The sequence below is a fragment of the Chryseobacterium sp. 27AL genome (genome assembly GCF_057815395.1).
This window is the reverse complement of the sequence record NZ_JBYRIW010000002.1, coordinates 41,209-57,619: the sequence shown is the minus strand read 5'-3', so window position 1 is coordinate 57,619 and position 16,411 is coordinate 41,209. Positions and strand designations below refer to the sequence as shown.

The 16,411-nt window shown below is 36.5% G+C and carries 15 protein-coding genes; 13 read left to right on the top strand and 2 right to left on the bottom strand.

What is annotated here, in order from left to right:
• From AC3WV0_RS05785 to AC3WV0_RS05750, 8 genes are read left to right on the top strand one after another with little or no spacing between them, the layout of a single operon-like run.
• The gene (locus AC3WV0_RS05785; protein ID WP_488844814.1) at nt 1-990 is read left to right on the top strand and encodes a WaaS/CpsH family glycosyltransferase; all 990 of its coding nucleotides are present in this window, start codon (nt 1-3) and stop codon (nt 988-990) included.
• A gap of 2 nt (nt 991-992) precedes the next feature.
• Nucleotides 993-2,180 carry a glycosyltransferase family 4 protein gene (locus tag AC3WV0_RS05780; RefSeq protein ID WP_488844812.1) on the top strand — a complete coding sequence of 396 codons (1,188 nt, stop codon included), beginning with the start codon at nt 993-995 and terminating at the stop codon, nt 2,178-2,180.
• 5 nt (nt 2,181-2,185) lie between these two features.
• Nucleotides 2,186-3,217, top strand: coding sequence for a glycosyltransferase family 2 protein (locus AC3WV0_RS05775; RefSeq protein WP_488844810.1), 1,032 nt, complete (start codon nt 2,186-2,188; stop codon nt 3,215-3,217).
• A 6-nt stretch (nt 3,218-3,223) separates the two neighbouring features.
• Nucleotides 3,224-4,204 carry a WaaS/CpsH family glycosyltransferase gene (locus AC3WV0_RS05770; RefSeq protein ID WP_488845356.1) on the top strand — a complete coding sequence of 327 codons (981 nt, stop codon included), beginning with the start codon at nt 3,224-3,226 and terminating at the stop codon, nt 4,202-4,204.
• Between the two features lie 23 nt (nt 4,205-4,227).
• Nucleotides 4,228-5,328 carry a UDP-galactopyranose mutase gene (gene glf, locus AC3WV0_RS05765; RefSeq protein WP_488844808.1) on the top strand — a complete coding sequence of 367 codons (1,101 nt, stop codon included), beginning with the start codon at nt 4,228-4,230 and terminating at the stop codon, nt 5,326-5,328.
• Between the two features lies 1 nt (nt 5,329).
• Nucleotides 5,330-6,181, top strand: a complete 852-nt coding sequence (locus AC3WV0_RS05760) for a glycosyl transferase family 90 (RefSeq protein WP_488844806.1) — start codon at nt 5,330-5,332, stop codon at nt 6,179-6,181.
• Entirely contained in the window at nt 6,178-7,077 is a 900-nt protein-coding gene (locus AC3WV0_RS05755; RefSeq protein WP_488844804.1) for a glycosyltransferase family 2 protein, read from the top strand. Before AC3WV0_RS05760 ends, AC3WV0_RS05755 begins: the two co-directional genes overlap by 4 nt.
• A 9-nt stretch (nt 7,078-7,086) precedes the next feature.
• A complete protein-coding gene (locus AC3WV0_RS05750; protein WP_488844802.1) occupies nt 7,087-7,959 on the top strand; it encodes a glycosyltransferase family 2 protein in 873 nt (290 codons plus the stop codon).
• 53 nt (nt 7,960-8,012) lie between these two features.
• Here the strand turns inward: AC3WV0_RS05750 and AC3WV0_RS05745 are convergent, their stop codons facing one another.
• Entirely contained in the window at nt 8,013-8,357 is a 345-nt protein-coding gene (locus AC3WV0_RS05745; RefSeq protein WP_233112383.1) for a phosphomannose isomerase type II C-terminal cupin domain, read from the bottom strand.
• A gap of 123 nt (nt 8,358-8,480) precedes the next feature.
• Here AC3WV0_RS05745 and gltX point away from each other — a divergent pair, with 123 nt between their 5' ends.
• Both gltX and AC3WV0_RS05735 read left to right on the top strand, forming a co-directional pair.
• Nucleotides 8,481-9,986 (top strand): glutamate--tRNA ligase, encoded by a 1,506-nt coding sequence (gltX, locus tag AC3WV0_RS05740; protein ID WP_488844799.1) that lies wholly within the window; start codon nt 8,481-8,483, stop codon nt 9,984-9,986.
• Between the two features lie 48 nt (nt 9,987-10,034).
• Complete coding sequence (locus AC3WV0_RS05735) at nt 10,035-10,991, top strand: acetyl-CoA carboxylase carboxyltransferase subunit alpha (protein ID WP_488844797.1); 957 nt, start codon at nt 10,035-10,037, stop codon at nt 10,989-10,991.
• Nucleotides 10,992-11,141: 150 nt separating this feature from the next.
• On the opposite strand, the gene AC3WV0_RS05730 is transcribed toward AC3WV0_RS05735, so the two are convergent.
• Nucleotides 11,142-11,846 carry a DUF6759 domain-containing protein gene (locus AC3WV0_RS05730; RefSeq protein WP_488844795.1) on the bottom strand — a complete coding sequence of 235 codons (705 nt, stop codon included), beginning with the start codon at nt 11,844-11,846 and terminating at the stop codon, nt 11,142-11,144.
• A gap of 145 nt (nt 11,847-11,991) precedes the next feature.
• Between AC3WV0_RS05730 and tsf the strand changes: the two genes are divergently transcribed.
• From tsf to AC3WV0_RS05715, 3 genes are all read left to right on the top strand, one after another.
• Entirely contained in the window at nt 11,992-12,816 is an 825-nt protein-coding gene (tsf, locus tag AC3WV0_RS05725) for a translation elongation factor Ts (protein ID WP_089998439.1), read from the top strand.
• Between the two features lie 75 nt (nt 12,817-12,891).
• Entirely contained in the window at nt 12,892-13,173 is a 282-nt protein-coding gene (locus AC3WV0_RS05720; protein WP_488844793.1) for a T9SS type B sorting domain-containing protein, read from the top strand.
• A 76-nt stretch (nt 13,174-13,249) separates the two neighbouring features.
• Nucleotides 13,250-16,390: a T9SS type B sorting domain-containing protein gene (locus AC3WV0_RS05715; RefSeq protein ID WP_488844791.1), complete on the top strand. Its 3,141-nt coding sequence runs from the start codon at nt 13,250-13,252 to the stop codon at nt 16,388-16,390.
• Nucleotides 16,391-16,411 lie beyond the last annotated feature (21 nt).

Here is a 16,411-nt window from a genome sequence, read left to right as displayed (position 1 = left end):
ATGAAAATTTGTGTAATTAGTTTCGATTTTTGGGGATATGATTACTATATTGTTGACACGCTACGTTCTAAAAATATAGATGCCCGACACATTAAAATAGGCGACGTAACGCATTCCAATTTTAGTGAAAGGGCAGCCAATGCGGTAAGCAAAATTTTCCTTAATAAAAACCTGAAGACAGAAAAAAGACAAAAATTTGTCATCGATTCTCTTGAGCAACAGGGATATCAGGATCAGATCCTTGTCATGAATCCTGATACTTTTGATCTTTCTACACTTCAGGAAATCAGAAAATATACCGGGCGTCTTATAACTTATCTTTATGACAGCCTTGACAGGGTTCCGGTCGACGAAAAAAAGCTTGAACTTTTTGACAAAATTTTCTCATTTGATATCGCCGATGTGGAGAATTACGGCTTTGAAAAACTGACGAATTACATCTATATGCCGCTCACCCGGTGTGAGAAACAAAAACCTGAAATGGACTTGTTTTACATCACCTCTTATGACAATAAACGAGTGGAATTTATTAAGCTTTTAACCAAAAGATTACTGGAATTGAAACTTAAATTCCAGATTATTGTAATTGGTAAAAAAGGTTGGAAACATCAGTTGAAAAATGCTTTCATTAAGATCCCGGAAAATCTGCACATTATTTTCAGCATAAAAAAAATAAGTCATAAAAAGCTTCCGGAATATTACAAAAATTCGCGAGCTTTGCTTGATCTTACACGAGAAAACCAATATGGGTTAAGCTTCAGGGTTTTTGAAGCAATGGCTTTAGAAAAAAAGATTATTACTGATAATGAATGGATTAGAGATTATGACTTTTACAATCCGCAGAATATTTTGGTTTTAAATGAAACCTGCAGTAATCTTGAAAAATCCTTCTTTGAAACTCCATACGAGAAAATTCCTGAGGAGATTTATTATAAATACACGTTGGATCATTGGACAGATAAAGTGTTCGGACTCAATAAAAAAACTTAATAATGGGAATTATAAAGAAAATAAAAAAACACTTCAGAAGAAAAGAAAAACTTAAGGCTCTTGGTACACAGGAGATCATCAACATAACATCTTTTGACTCATCCAGAAAAACCATCCTGTTTGTATCCAGAGACTTCCCCACTCATGATAAAGATTCAGGGTCTAACAGACTCAAAGAAATTATTTTAATCTACAAAGATTTAGGCTATAACTGCATTTTATTTGCGCCTAATATGTTTGAAGATGATGCTTATGTAAAATTCTATGAACAAAAAGATATTATTGTATTTGTAGAAAATAATAAGTTCAACACTATTTATGATTTTATTACTGTTTTCAGAAAAATAGACTTCGTTTGGTTTAATGGTCCACTCGCATTAAATTTATTTTACAAAAAGATGAAAGCAATCTTGCCACATGCAAAATTCATGTATGATATGGTAGACATTCATTTTTTACGTTATAAAAGGGCTATCGAAATAGAACCAAACCGGATTTCATTAAAGAAAAAATATAAGCACTTCTTCCACCTGGAAACAGTTGTTGCACCTCAGCTTGACTATATCATTGCCATTTCTGATAAGGAAAAGGAGATCATGAGCCAATATGCGGATAAAAATAAGATCATCACTATCTCTAACATCCATTATCCTAAAATTGATATTTCTGAAAGAAAGGATTTTGCAACGAGCGAGGGAATTATTTTTATCGGATCAATTCATGAGCCTAATATTGATGCCGTAAAGTTTCTGTATGATAAAATAATGCCTATTGTATGGAAAACAAATCCTGAAATTGAGGTGAGCGTTATCGGGAATGTAGCCGACAAACTTGATCTTAAACTTTATCCTAAATTTAAATTTTTAGGATTTGTGGAAAGCATTGAAGATCATTTTATGAAATCAAAAATAATGGTTGCTCCGTTACGATTTGGCGCCGGAGTAAAAGGCAAAATAGGCCAGGCTTTCGAATATTTCCTGCCGGTCGTCACTACAGATATTGGCGCAGAAGGCATGCAGCTTGTAAATGAGAAGAATGTTCTGATCGCCAATGACGAAAAATCCTTTGCAGAAGCGATTATCCGGTTGAATAACGATGAGAAGCTGTGGAATAGGCTACGAGATCATTCTGTTGACAGTCTGAAACCGTTTTCAATTGCAGCAGTAAGTGAAACCCTGAAAAAAAATTAATTAAGATGAGTCTTTCGGTAAGCATTATTGTGCCATGTTATAACGCTTCGCATTACATTGCAGATGTTCTAATGAGCATTCAGAATCAGACTTATAAAAACATTCAGTGTATTTTAATTAATGATGGAAGCACAGATAATACGTGGGAAATGATCAAAAGTTTTTCGGATGAAAGGTTCGAAATGTATAATCAGCAAAATAAAGGACTTTCAGACACGAGGAATTTCGGGATAGAAAAAGCTAAAGGTGACTTCATTTTTTTCTGTGACAGCGACGATCTTCTTCCTCCAAAAGCAATTGAAACGCTCATTTCTGCTTACACCGGCAAAGAAGATATTATTATCGGTAAAACAGCAACGTATGCATGGAATAAGAAAGAAAATATTTCATTTTTGCCACATCCCGGCAAACAACAAATCATTTCCAACAACAATTCTGAAGTTCTTTTAAAAAATATTACAGAAGGCTTAAGCCCGATTGCTCAGAATAAACTTTATAAAAGATCATTTATAACAGAAAACAACCTGAAATTTCTAAGTGGAATTTATCATGAAGATGAATTGTGGTTCTTCGAAACCATGTTCAGAGCTCAAAATGTAGTTTTCATCCCGGAAACCACTTATCTCTACACCGTAGATAATGCGCAATCGATCACCAAAAAGAAAAGCGATAAAAATCTTTTAGGATATCTGAGCGTGATTAAAACCATTTATCATAATTATTATCTGAAATATCCAGACAGGAATATTAATGCATATTATATTGCCTATCTTAAGAAAATTATCATCGGAAACTTTAAACACGATTCTAATTATTCCAAAGAAGCAGTGCTCGAAATGGAAAAAACTTTTAAAGAAGTAAATCCTGCATTTAGTGATCATATTAATTTGAAAAACATTGATAAGACCTACTTTAAATACCTTAATAGCATCAGCCTGAAAAGCAGTGATGCCATAAAAAAAGAATATTTCAACCGTCCTGTCAGCAGTCTGAGAAAGCATTTTAAGATCATAATGTTCCGCCTTTTTAATTCCTAAATAATGATGACTAAAGAAAAATTTCTTCTGGTGATGCCTGATTATTCGGATTTCCCACGCCTTTTTCTGGATAACCTGAAAAGTACCGGCTTTGAGCCTTTTCTTATTACCGATAAGGTTTCGGAATTTAAATATAAAGGCTTGGAAAATATTAAGAATTTCTTTATTAAAAACATCTTCAGAAATAAAGAGTACAAACAAAGCCTCATCAAACGCCATTTCCTGGAAGAGCTTGAACGTAATCTTTCATCCATAGAAGGTAAGCTCGATTATATTCTGGTCATACGCCCCGATAACTTTCCGGTTTCATTTATCAAAAAACTGAAAGAAAAAGCTTCGAAACTGATCGCCTACCAATGGGACGGGATTGAAAAGTTTCCTGAGGTTAAAAAATATTTCGTTTTATTTGATACTTTTTTCTGTTTTGAAAAAGTAAAAAACCAACACAATATCAGGCAGATCACTAATTTTTATTTTGATCATCTTCCTCCTTTTTATAAACCCTACAATACGGAAAATCCGAGGTTATATTTCGTTGGATTATACTGGAAAAGCAGGGAAGCAAAAATCGACAGATTTATTGATGAAGTTTCTGGTTTCAATGTAGATCTGTCAGTATTTATACAGTATTTCCAAGAACCGGATAAGAAAAATACCAAGATCACTTATATTAAAGACAGGATCACATTTGAAGACAATCTGGAACTCGTGAAAAATTCTGACATTCTTCTCGACTTTGTAGATCCTTTACACAATGGCCTTTCCATAAGATTTTTCGAAGGCTTATACTATCGGAAAAAAGTAATTACTGATAATATTACGGTTAAAAATTATGACTTTTACCATCCTGATAATATCTTTGTCGTTGAAAACAATAATTATAAGAATATTGATACGTTTTTAAAGAAGCCATATCATGATCTGTCTGAAGATATTGTTAAAAAATACGGCTTCAGCAACTGGATACAAAAAATTATTAAAGGCTAAAAACGTTAGTAAAACATCAATACATGAAAAAATATCTGATAATAGGAAGCGGTTTTTCCGGAAGTGTTTTGGCAGAACAGCTCAGCAAGAATAATATTGTTCACGTCGTAGAAGAAAGGAACCACATTGGTGGAAACTGCTATACGGAAAAGGATGAGGAAACAGGAATTACAGTTCATCAATACGGACCTCACATTTTTAATACTGACAATACAGAGGTTTGGAACTATATACAGCAATTCTGTGAAATGGTTCCTTTTATAAATCGTGTAAAATCTGTATACCAGAAGCAGGTATATTCGTTGCCGATAAACCTTCATACCATTAATCAGTTTTTTCAAAAAGACTTTTCCCCAAAAGAGGCAAGAGAATTTATGGCATCACTAAGCGACACATCCATAGATATGCCACAAAGTTTTGAAGAACAAGCTTTAAAGTTTGTGGGCAAAGATCTTTATAAAGCTTTCTTTTACGGATATACAAAAAAACAGTGGGGCTGCGAACCTTCAGAGCTTCCCGCAAGCATCCTCAAAAGACTTCCGGTACGGTTTAATTATGATGATAACTACTACGCCATGCCTCTTCAGGGTATTCCCAGAAACGGCTATACGGAGATCTTTGAAAAAATGCTTGACCACCCCAATATTACAGTTACTTTGAATAAAAAACTTTCCGCTCAGGAAATCGATTTTTCCGAATATGACCATGTTTTCTATTCCGGTCCTATAGATGCTTATTTCGATTATAAGCATGGAAGATTAGGTTACAGAACCGTATTTTTTGAAAAATTTACTAAAAAAGGAGACCATCAGGGTAATGCTGTGATCAACTATGCCGATCAGGAAATCCCCTATACAAGGATTCATGAGCATAAACATTTCACACCTTGGGAAGAACACGAAAAAACCGTATATTTTAAAGAATTTAGCAAAGAAACTGGGGAAAACGACATCCCTTATTATCCCAAAAGACTACAGAGAGATATGGAAATGCTTGATAAATATATAATGGAAAAAGAACAGCTTTCTGATATTACATTCATTGGAAGACTGGCAACTTACCGTTATATGGATATGCATCATGTCATTGCAGAGGCACTGGAAATTGCTAAAAAATTCGTGTAAGATGTGGTTTAAAAAAAAGAAAATACAGGAGCCTGTAAAAGAATTATTAAATGTAAGAATACGAAACAGACAACTTGTAAGGGCAGAAAATTACAATTCTTTCCAAACCAGAGCTGAATCTTCCCTGAAGCAGATTTTGGATGCTATTGCAATGGGAATACCTGAAAAAGAAATCTTTTTCAGTCTTCATACCGGCGATTTCCCCACCAAAAATCTTGTGAAAGGGAATTTTTATTATTGCTGTGAAAGAAAAGAGGACCTCGATTTTGTATTTCCCGATTTTATTTTTGACCACTGGAAGCAGGCTGGCATTCCCAATTTTGCGGGGACAGTCTCAGAAATTTCAACAAGAGCTGAAAAGCCTTATGAGTATAAAAGAATGTTATGGATCGGCAACGTGCAGACTCACCTGATCAGAAAGAAAATCATACAGTATTCCGAAGAATTTCCGGATCTCATTGAAGCATATGACACTTGTGTAGATCAGGCTGTAGAAGGGAAAAAGGACATTCCGTACATTTCGTTGAAAGATCACACAAAATATAAATATCTGATTGACATTGAAGGAAGGGGCTACAGTGGAAGAATTAAAATGTTGTTATTCACCAAAAGACTTCTTTTTATCCAGGACAGGCAATGGAAATCTTATTATCACTTTGAGCTGGAACCGTATAAACATTTTATTCCCGTAAAAAATGATCTCTCCGATCTGATAAGGCAGATTCAATTCGTTGAAAAACAAGGCGATAAATATTATCATGAGATTGCACAAAATGCTTATCAATTTGCTATTGAAAATCTCCGGTACGAAAAAGCTGTAGGGAGAATACAAAAATTAATTTCACACCTATGAACAAATCCGGCACCATATGCACCGTTGTAGTTACCTATAATAGACTGGCCCTTTTAAAAGAATGTATACAAGGCATACTGAACCAGTCTTTCCCTATTGACAAAATAATAATTGTGAACAATGGATCTACGGATGGCACCGGCGACTATCTTCAGACGCTTGACCTTCACCAGTTCGAGATCATTACCCAAGGAAATCTTGGCGGGGCCGGAGGGTTTCATACCGGCATAAAACGAGCATACGAAAGTGGCTTCGACTGGATCTGGGTGATGGATGATGATGTAGAACCTTTCAGAGATTGTCTTGAAAACCTTTTACAGTTCCAAGAAAAATCAAAGTGTATGCACCCGCTTCGGGTCTTTAGTGATAATAATGAGGTTTTTAAATGGGAGCATTATTTTGACCACAGAACCTGTATGCCTATTATTCATCATAACATTTCTCTGGAACATAAAAATTATTGTTATGTAAATACGGCGTGCTTTGAGGGCATGCTTATCCACAGAGACATTATAGAAAAGATTGGTTTTCCGAAAACAGAATATTTCATCGCGGGAGACGACACCGAATACGGAATCCTGGCAAATCTTTACACGAATGTACTATACACAAAAAAAGCAGGGATGTACAGAAAAAGAACAGTGGTTTCTAATAAAATTCGTCCTTTACAGGCTTATTACGAATATCGCAACCTCTTTTTACTCAGAAAAAATATTAAGCCTTACTTTCCGGGAAGGTTTAGTTCCATATTTTATAAAAATTTATATAAAGACTGCTTTTCAAAAATAATGATGATCCTGAAAGGAAAAGAATATTCTTTTTCGGAAAAAAAACTTTTGATCGGCAAAATGATCAAAGGCATACAGGACGGAAAAAAAATTTACAAAAACAAATAATCAAAAAAAATGAACAGCTCTTTAAAAATCTCCGTTATTGTTCCCTGTTACAATCAGGCAATCTTTTTAGATGACTGCATACATTCACTTCTAAGCCAGACTTATGAAAACTGGGAGTGCATTCTTGTAAATGACGGCAGTACCGATAATACCGACCAAAAGGCTTTGGAATGGCAAAAAAAAGACAGCAGAATAAAATACATCAAGAAGCAGAACGGAGGTCTCAGCTCTGCAAGAAACTCAGGCATAGAGTATATAACCGGTGATTTCGTACAGTTCCTGGACTGTGATGACTTTTTGTATAAAGAAAAATTTGAAAAGTCTATAAATGAAATTAATCAGCCTGCCAATACGATTGTAATTACCGACTTCCAACGTTTTGATAATGATACTAAAACTAATCTTCCTCCTCACTGTAAGCTGAAGGATGACTACTTTAATCAAAAAGATATTCTGCTTAAATGGGACAACACATTTTCGATCCCGATTCACTGCGCTATCTTTTCACGTGACATTGTAGAAAAATATAGATTCAACGAAGATTTGAAAGCAAAAGAAGACTGGATTTTCTGGTTGCAGGCGTATGGAGATCACCCCAAAACCCATTTTATTAAAGAATATCTTATTGCTTACCGCATGAGTTCTGGAGGAATGACCAACAATGAATTTTTTATGTATGAAAATAAAACCAATGCAATAAATAAGCTGGAAGAAATTATTACTGACAAAGATTTATTAAGAGCATTTTTTCTACAAAATCTTCTTGCCACAATGAATGAAAATTTCCAGCTGATGGAAAGAATCAAACTTCTGGGCTATAAAAGGACAATGAAATATAAAATTGGTAAGGTTTTAAAAATAATCGGTATAAAAAATAATTAAAAAAATGGCTGTCGGAATTTTTCGACAGCCATTTTTTATGCTTGTTGCAAAGATTAACTTCTATCATACTCATCCTCAATCCTTACAATATCATCTTCTCCAAAATAAGTTCCCGTCTGCACTTCAATAAATACAACAGGCTTATCGGACAGATTCATCATTCTGTGCTTTGCACCAAGAGGGATGAAAATACTTTCTCCATATTTTAAACTGATCTCTTTATCATCCAGAACCACGGTAGCATCACCTTCGATAATGGTCCACTGCTCTTGTCTTTTGTGATGATATTGGTAAGAAAGCTTCTGACCCGGATTTACTTCAATTCTTTTTAGTTTATAATTGGGCTCATCTGCCAATACAAAATATTTTCCCCACGGCCTTTCCCCTATTTCTAACATAATTTACGTCTTTTTTTATTATACAAAAGTAAATATAAGGATTAAAAAACCAAGCAACCGAACCATTAAACATTCTTAAAAACATTTAATTTTAAGTAAATTTGCACAAAATTTAAATTGAAAATGGAGAAAGTAAGAGTACGTTTTGCTCCAAGTCCTACCGGGCCATTGCATTTGGGAGGCGTAAGAACTGCATTATATGATTATCTTTTTGCTAAAAACAAGGGTGGCGAATTTGTTTTGAGAATTGAAGATACCGACACCGCTCGATACGTGGAAGGTGCAGAAGAATATATTGAAGAAGCCTTGGAATGGTGCGGAATCATTGCCGATGAAAGTCCTAAAAAAGGCGGAAAATTCGCTCCATACAGACAATCCGAAAGAAGAGATATTTACGACAGATATAAAGAACAGCTCCTGAAAACGGATTATGCTTATATCGCTTTTGATACAGCAGAAGAACTTGATGTAATCCGTGCCGAATATGAAGCCAGAGGCGATGTTTTCTCCTATGACAACAGAACGAGAAATCAGTTAAGAAACAGCTTAACCCTTTCTGAAGAAGAAATTCAGAAATTATTGGATGAAAAGACTCCCTATGTGGTAAGATTCAAGATGCCGGTTGACAGAACTCTGAACCTTGAAGACATCATCCGTGGAAAATTCTCTGTCAATACCAATACTTTAGATGATAAAGTTCTGGTAAAAAATGACGGAATGCCAACCTACCATTTTGCCAACATCATCGATGATCACGAAATGGAAATTTCCCACGTCATCCGTGGAGAAGAATGGCTGCCATCTTTAGGTCTGCATACTTTACTGTATGAAGCAATGGGTTGGGAAGCACCACAGTTTGCGCACCTTTCCTTGATTTTAAAGCCGGAAGGAAAAGGAAAACTCAGCAAAAGAGACGGCGACAAATTCGGATTCCCTGTTTTCCCTTTGAATTTTACAGATCCTGCAACAGGAAATACATCTAAAGGATACAGAGAAAGCGGATATCTTCCGGAAGCATTCATTAATATGGTTGCGCTTTTAGGCTGGTCTCCTGCAGATGATAAAGAAATTCTGTCTTTGGATGAAATGGCAAAAGAATTTGATTTAAATAAAGTCCATAAAGCCGGAGCCAGATTCAGCAAAGAAAAAGCAGAATGGTTCAACCATCAATATATTCAGCAAAAATCTGATGAAGAATTGCTTCAAATTTTAAAAAGCTCAGATTTACATTTAACTCTTTCGGATGAAAAATTATTGAAAATTATTCATCTGATGAAAGAAAGAGCCACCTTCCCAAAAGACATCTACGAAAACGGAAAATTTTTCTTTGAAGCACCGGTTTCTTATGATGAAAAAGCTTCAAAAAAAGCTTGGAATGATGAAACATCTGCTGTTTTAGGAGAGCTTGCTTTAAATTTAGAAGGAATAGATTTTACAGCTGAAAATATAAAAAGTACAGTCCATGATTTCGCAGAAAATAAGGGCTTGGGAATGGGTAAAGTCATGATGCCTCTACGTTTGGCTTTGGTAGGAGAATTAAAAGGACCGGATGTACCGGACATCATGGAACTTCTTGGAAAAGAGGAAACTATCTCCCGAATAAACAATGCAATCAATAATTTTAAATAGATTCATATAATTTTTCATAAATTTGAAAGATTTAATTTACTTCAAGAAATGGAATATTTAAGTTTCGAACTTCCTATCAAAGAACTGATGGATCAACTTCAGACTTGTTCTTTAGTAGGAGAAGAAAGTGGTGTTGATGTAAAATTAGCATGTAGCCAAATCGAGGATAAGATTTTGGAAAAGAAAAAAGAAATCTACAGTAATCTTACCCCTTGGCAAAGAGTACAGCTGTCCCGTCATCCGGATCGTCCATATGCGTTGGATTATATCAATGGCATGGCAGATAAAGGCAGCTTCCTGGAACTTCACGGAGACAGAAACTTCGCTGATGACCCGGCTATGGTAGGAGGATTACTAACCCTGGATGGCCAGAAAGTAATGGTAATCGGGACTCAGAAAGGAAGAACAACCAAAGAAAGACAACACAGAAGATTCGGAATGCCGAATCCTGAAGGATACAGAAAAGCATTAAGACTGATGAAGCTTGCTGAAAAATTTCAGATTCCTGTAGTAACGTTGGTAGATACACCGGGAGCATACCCAGGTCTTGAAGCTGAAGAAAGAGGGCAAGGTGAAGCTATTGCGAGAAATATCTTTGAAATGGTACAGCTTAAAACCCCGATCTTTACCTATATCATTGGTGAAGGAGCCAGTGGAGGTGCATTAGGAATCGGTGTAGGAAACAAGGTATATATGTTGGAAAATACATGGTATACCGTAATCGCACCGGAAAGCTGCTCATCCATTCTTTGGAGAAACTGGGATCACAAAGAAGATGCAGCCAATGCACTTAACCTTACACCTAAAGATGCTTTAAGAGAAAAATTCATCGACGGTATCATCGAAGAACCACTGGGTGGGGCACACTATGATCCGGCAACTACATTTCAGCATCTGAAGACTTCTATTTTGCAGAATATCAAAGCGTTCTCAAAATTTACCGGTCAGGAGCTTGAAACTCAAAGACAAGACAAATTTATTGCGATGGGGCAATTTAAAGGATAAAATAAAGAAGGTGTATCACAACTAAACGATGTGGGTTGAGAATCGCTTAAACGAAAACCCTTCTCGTATAGGGATACAGTAAAATTTCATAAAAAAGGCCGTTTTCACGAGTTGTGAGACGGCCTCTTTTATTTTTAGTTCTCAATTTTATTATTCTCTCAGATTTAGTTCAATCTCAATATCCTTGTTGATTTTCTTTAATGATGAATATTTAGCATCACAAACCATCGTTGTCAGGATATATTCCCCTTTTTCTACCAGCAGGAAATTTTGTCCGTTAGCCGGAACATCAAGATTATAATATTTTTTTCCGTTGATTTTTACGATAAGATTGCACTTCGATCTGTTTTTGATATTGATATACGCTTCCTTATCCATCGGATCGTTATTAAACAGATGCGTGAGCATGGCTGCTGTTTTCTTATGCTGCTCACTTGTCCCGGATTTTTTGCCTGCAGCCCCGGTAACGCTGGCATAATTTACTGTTCGTTCAGGAGTGGCAGAACTGGCATTTGCCGCTAAAACTTTAGATTTATTCAGGCTGTTCTCATCAAGAACCATCTGCTTGATTTTATCTTCACTTATTGTTTTAATTGTCGGTTTAGCTTCAGGAGAATTATTGGCCATCACGATCTGCATCAGTTTTCTCTTAAAATAGTCCGTTCTGGCATGACCTGGATTTTGCTTCAGAAATCCCGCAACAATTCTGGCTTCCGCAGTTGCTTCAGCATCACTTTCCGTGTAGATAATCACGGTTTCCTTCTCTACAATAGCTTTTGTTTTAGCTTTTTTCTTTTTTTGCGAAAAACCAAGCGTAAATATGCATAAAAATATAAGGAGAAATATTTTCTTCATTAAGTAAACATTTAAAAATTTATTAAATATACAAATAACGCAAAAAGTCATTTTTTAGTTTATCATTAAAATCATTATCTTTGCATCGCTTTAAAATTAAGCTAAAAATTAATACTAATCTTAAATAAAAAAAATAATAGATATTATGTCTTATACACCAGTAGCTGCTGACGTAGCAAAATTGAGAAACCAAACGGGTGCAGGTATGATGGACTGCAAAAAAGCTTTAGTAGAAGCTGAAGGAGATTTCGAAAAAGCGGTAGATATCCTTAGAAAAAAAGGACAGAAGGTAGCTGCAAACAGAGCTGACAGAGAATCTACTGAAGGTGCAGTAATCGCAAGAGTAAACGAAGACAACACGTTAGGTGCTGTAATTTCGTTAAACTGTGAAACTGACTTCGTTGCTAAAAATGAAGCTTTCATTGAATTGGCTTATGAACTTGCTGAAATGGCGATCTTTGCTGCTACAAAAGAAGAACTTTTGGCTACAGATTTCCACGGAATCACTGTTGCTGAAAAATTAGTTGAGCAGACAGGTGTAATCGGTGAAAAAATCGAGATCGGAGCATTCGAAAGAATTGAAGGACCTTTCTTGGGAGCTTATATCCACGCAGGAAACAAAATCGCTGCTATCACTGCGCTTTCTGCTAACGTAGAAGGAGCTTCTGAAGCTGCTAAGGCTGTTTCTATGCAGGTAGCTGCTATGAACCCGATCGCTCTTGACGAAACTGCTGTTTCTCAGGCAACTATCGATAAAGAACTAGAAATCGAAAGAGAACTTCTTACAAAAGAAGGTAAGCCTGAAAATATCATTGAAAATATCCTTAAAGGTAAAATGCAGAGATTCTACAAAGACAACACTTTGGTACACCAGTCTTTCATCAAAGACGGTAGCATCACAGTTGCTGACTACGTAAAATCTGTAAATTCTGATCTTAAAGTAACCGGATTTGTAAGAGTAAGCTTATAATCCTTTTTCAGATTTAAAATATGCATCCCGGTGATCTTCTCCGGGATTTTTTGTATTTAGTTATTAAAGAATTTAGTGTTAAATCTTATTAATGCGATCACACCAAATGGAGACGGACTTAATGATTTACTTAATTATTCGGATTTAAAAATCAAACAAAATGTTTCTATTGAAGTCGTAGACCGTTACGGAGCACCTGTTTACAGATCTACAGATAAAAATTATACGTGGGATAGAAAAGTAAATGAAAGACCTTTGCCTACCGGAACATATTGGTATGTATTGAGGTGGACCGAACCCGACACCAAATTACCAGTTTCGTATTCCGGATGGATATTAATTAAAAATCGTGAATAAAAACAACTTTCTTAATGTTTTATTAACAATATACTGAATAAAAGTTTATTTTTGTAGAAATCATAATCCATATCACATGAGAAGATTTCTACTATCTTTTGTATTAATGCTTTTAACCATTAATACGGTTTTTGCGCAAAGAGATACAGAGCATTGGTTTGCACCGATGAAGAACAATACGGGCCTTATTGGCGGACAGAACAGCCAGTCCATTTATTTCTCTACCGATTCTGTCGAACCTTTCGATGTTGATATTTATAATAATAATCAGGTAATCGAAACAGTGACCGTCTCTAAAGGAAATCCTGTTATATACAATATTCCTATAACAAACGGAAATTCAAATATCATCACGCCATTACAGACCGATCTTTTCACGCCAATCACAAAAGGGCTATATACAAAGGGGCCTAAACCCTACTACGCCAATCTCAGATTTTCAATCCCCAGTCATGGAGAAATCTTAACATCTAAAGGAAAAGCAGGGATCGGTAAAAAGTTTTATGCAGCTGCAGCACCCATTACAGACGTTGGAGGAGGTGGCATCTATAATTTCATGACGGGAATTCTTGCTACAGAAAATAATACCGTTGTTACTGTTTCAGGATATGCATCCAGTGTAACATTTTCTAACGGTACCACGGGGGCCAATACCCCATCCATGTCTTTTACCCTAAATAAAGGACAGTCCTACATCATCGAAGGAGTCGGAAACCTATCTGGAAACGCAACTGGTTTTATCGGTGCTAAAATTGAAGCAGACAAACCTATATCAGTAACCAACGGTAACTTCAATGGTCAGTTTTCCTGGGGCTCTGTAGGTTTAAATTCTGATATCATTATGGACCAGTCTGTACCGGTAGAAAGATTAGGAAATGAATTTATTGTAGTAAAAGGAAACGGTAATATATCGGCCCAGATGGAAGATGCCCTGATCATTGCTACTGAAAATAACACAGAAGTGCGAATCAACGGCGGTCCTGTGATTGCAACCTTGAACGAAGGACAGTATTACAGAGTAAATGGCCCGAATCCGGCAGCTCCTGCTAATAATGTCAATTATATAGATCAGGGTAATGGGCATTACAACATGCACATTAAAACTTCTAAAAATGTGTATGTTTATCAGCTCCTTGCCGGTCTCGCAACGAGTATTGCAACTTTGGGGTACAATTATATTCCGCCTTTAAACTGTTTCCTGCCAAGAAAGATTGATGAAATTGCTTACATTAATAATCTTAACGGCAGTACGAATGATATTAAGCTGAATATTATTACAGAAGCTGGAGCTACTGTGACTTACAGTGTTAACGGAGGTAATCCGATCTCTCCGACAGCGGCACAGGGACCGTATCCCGTGCAGGGCACATCAGACTGGCAAACCTACTCGATCCCGGCATTATCTGGTAATGTTTCCGTTTATTCAACGAAAGCAGTAACTGCAGGTATTGCAGGAGGAAGTGGAGCGGTTGGCTACGGAGGATATTTCGCAGGGTTTTCATCCATTCCGGCAATTGCCAAACAATCGGGGGATTGTGTTCCGGGGATTGTTCTTGAGGTTGACGACAGCTTCGAAACGTACCAGTGGTATCTGAATGGTATTGCCATTCCGGGTGCTACGCAACACATTCACACTCCCACTCAGGCAGGAAATTACACTGTAAAAGTAACAATGGGAACATGTCCACCGGTAACGACTCCCATCTACAAAGTATTCTCATGTGTTACCAATACGACAGCTAACCTCAGCGCCTGTGCTACCAAAGTGATCACGCCTGCTTTTTCGTTCAATACATCTCAAACTCCGGTAGCAAGTACGGTAACCATACTTACCCATCCTACACACGGAACAGCTACCCTAAATCCTTCAAACGGACAGATTACCTACATTCCGAATGCTGGATATTTAGGTCCGGACACTATTGTTTATCAGTTCTGTGGTAATGCAGCAGAGTTTGTTGATTGTGAACACGTAACGTTAAATTTAAATGTTGTTCCTTTCATTTTAACGGATACAACCATTAAAGCATGTCAGTATAACGGCAAAGGGTTTTTCAACCTTACCACTGCCAATGTTACATCATACAATCCGGTAACGAAAAAGTTCTATCTTACTATGGAACATCTTAATGCCGGAACCAATGAGATTATCAATCCTGAAAACTATCTTTCGGCAGAAGGATTTGTATATGTAAAAGTTACAACCAACGAAGGATGTGTAGGAAGCGCTAAAATAACCCTATCATTCTTACCTTCACCGGTAGTAAATGAAGCGACATTGAGTGAATGCTTCCTGGAAAATCAGGAAACTAAGGCAAAATTCGATCTTACCATTGCCAGCGTAACAACTGAAAGCCCGGTAACGAAAAAATATTATCCTACCTTCGTAGATGCCAGCAACGGAACCAATGAAATACTGAATGCAGACACTTATATTTCGGGAGACGGAGCTGCCTACGTAAGAGTGTACAACAGCAATCAGTGTTATACTATTGCTAAAATAAATCTAAAGGTAATTCCTCCTAAAAGATCTGCTCTACTTACTGACAAGATCATCTGTATCGATGGAAGAACAAACATTGATGCGGGACCAGGATATGCCTCTTATGAATGGAATACGGGAGCAACCACTCAGGTACTGGAAGGTGCAACGGTAGGAGAATACTGGGTGATTCTGGAAGACAACGGATGCTTTGTAAAGCAGTTTGTACATGTGAAGAAAGCCGATGCCCCGGTAATTACAGAAATTGAAATTTCAAATAATACCGCTACCGTTCATGTAACTGGCGGATCAGGCCCATACCAGTATGCCGTGGATTCACCTACTAACTGGCAGGATTCCAATGTATTTACGGGACTTTCAAGAGGTCAGCACGTTTTCTATGTTAAAGATTTTTATAACTGTGCACCAATCTCTGTTGAGATCACTGTACCGAACCTCATCAATGCGATCACTCCGAACGGTGACAATAAAAATGACTTTATTGATTATAGTGAGCTTGCTTACAAAGAGAATCTTTCCTTTGTAGTTTACGACAGATATGGAAATAAAATTTTCACCGGAGATAAATTCAATAATTACAAATGGGACGGGAAACATTACGACAAAAAACTGATCACAGGGACTTACTGGTTCCATATCAACTGGAATGAACCTAATAAAGAAAAAACTCCGATCAGATACACCGGTTGGATATTGGTCAAAAATATTGATTAAATCACGATAATAAACATTTCA

Bases quoted from the DNA above. Each gene is read 5' to 3' on its own strand.
- AC3WV0_RS05785 (WP_488844814.1), top strand. From the start codon at position 1: ATGAAAATTTGTGTAATTAGTTTCGATTTTTGGGGATATGATTACTAT.
- AC3WV0_RS05780 (WP_488844812.1), top strand. From the start codon at position 993: ATGGGAATTATAAAGAAAATAAAAAAACACTTCAGAAGAAAAGAAAAA.
- AC3WV0_RS05775 (WP_488844810.1), top strand. From the start codon at position 2,186: ATGAGTCTTTCGGTAAGCATTATTGTGCCATGTTATAACGCTTCGCAT.
- AC3WV0_RS05770 (WP_488845356.1), top strand. From the start codon at position 3,224: ATGACTAAAGAAAAATTTCTTCTGGTGATGCCTGATTATTCGGATTTC.
- glf (WP_488844808.1), top strand. From the start codon at position 4,228: ATGAAAAAATATCTGATAATAGGAAGCGGTTTTTCCGGAAGTGTTTTG.
- AC3WV0_RS05760 (WP_488844806.1), top strand. From the start codon at position 5,330: ATGTGGTTTAAAAAAAAGAAAATACAGGAGCCTGTAAAAGAATTATTA.
- AC3WV0_RS05755 (WP_488844804.1), top strand. From the start codon at position 6,178: ATGAACAAATCCGGCACCATATGCACCGTTGTAGTTACCTATAATAGA.
- AC3WV0_RS05750 (WP_488844802.1), top strand. From the start codon at position 7,087: ATGAACAGCTCTTTAAAAATCTCCGTTATTGTTCCCTGTTACAATCAG.
- AC3WV0_RS05745 (WP_233112383.1), bottom strand. From the start codon at position 8,357: ATGTTAGAAATAGGGGAAAGGCCGTGGGGAAAATATTTTGTATTGGCA.
- gltX (WP_488844799.1), top strand. From the start codon at position 8,481: ATGGAGAAAGTAAGAGTACGTTTTGCTCCAAGTCCTACCGGGCCATTG.
- AC3WV0_RS05735 (WP_488844797.1), top strand. From the start codon at position 10,035: ATGGAATATTTAAGTTTCGAACTTCCTATCAAAGAACTGATGGATCAA.
- AC3WV0_RS05730 (WP_488844795.1), bottom strand. From the start codon at position 11,846: ATGAAGAAAATATTTCTCCTTATATTTTTATGCATATTTACGCTTGGT.
- tsf (WP_089998439.1), top strand. From the start codon at position 11,992: ATGTCTTATACACCAGTAGCTGCTGACGTAGCAAAATTGAGAAACCAA.
- AC3WV0_RS05715 (WP_488844791.1), top strand. From the start codon at position 13,250: ATGAGAAGATTTCTACTATCTTTTGTATTAATGCTTTTAACCATTAAT.